1 pseudogene is annotated in these 371 nt (G+C 66.3%); it reads right to left on the bottom strand.

Going from position 1 to position 371, the window contains the following annotated elements:
* Positions 1-371: pseudogene (locus EO99_RS27950) on the bottom strand (methyl-accepting chemotaxis protein); the annotation flags it as partial.

The raw sequence follows: 371 nt of genomic DNA, 5'->3' as shown, positions 1-371 counted from the left end.
GCCGGACTGGGCGGCGTTCTCATTGGCCTGGATGGCGACCGTGCGGGCCTCTTCGGCACGTTTGGAGGAGTTGGCGACATTGGTGGTGATCTCGTCGAGTGCCGCAGCCGTTTCTTCGAGCGATGCCGCCTGCTGTTCGGTGCGCTTGGAGAGATCGTCGGCACTGTGGCTGACTTCACGCGAGCCGCTGTCGATCGCCCCGGTTGCCTCGGAGACGGAGGTCATCGTGTCCTTGAGCTGCAGGACGGCCTGGTTGAAGTCGGCACGCAGGCTTTCGAACTCCTCGGCGAAGGCCTGCGACAGCTGGAAGCCGAGGTTGCCCGCGGCCAGCTGCTTGAGACCGTCGGCCAGGCCGCTGGTCGCCTGCGCCA

The organism is Pseudorhizobium marinum, assembly GCF_000705355.1.
In the GTDB taxonomy this organism is placed as follows: Bacteria; Pseudomonadota; Alphaproteobacteria; order Rhizobiales; family Rhizobiaceae; genus Neorhizobium; species Neorhizobium pelagicum.
The sequence above is the reverse complement of the archived record's forward strand: the minus strand, read 5'-3'. Positions and strand labels throughout refer to the sequence as shown.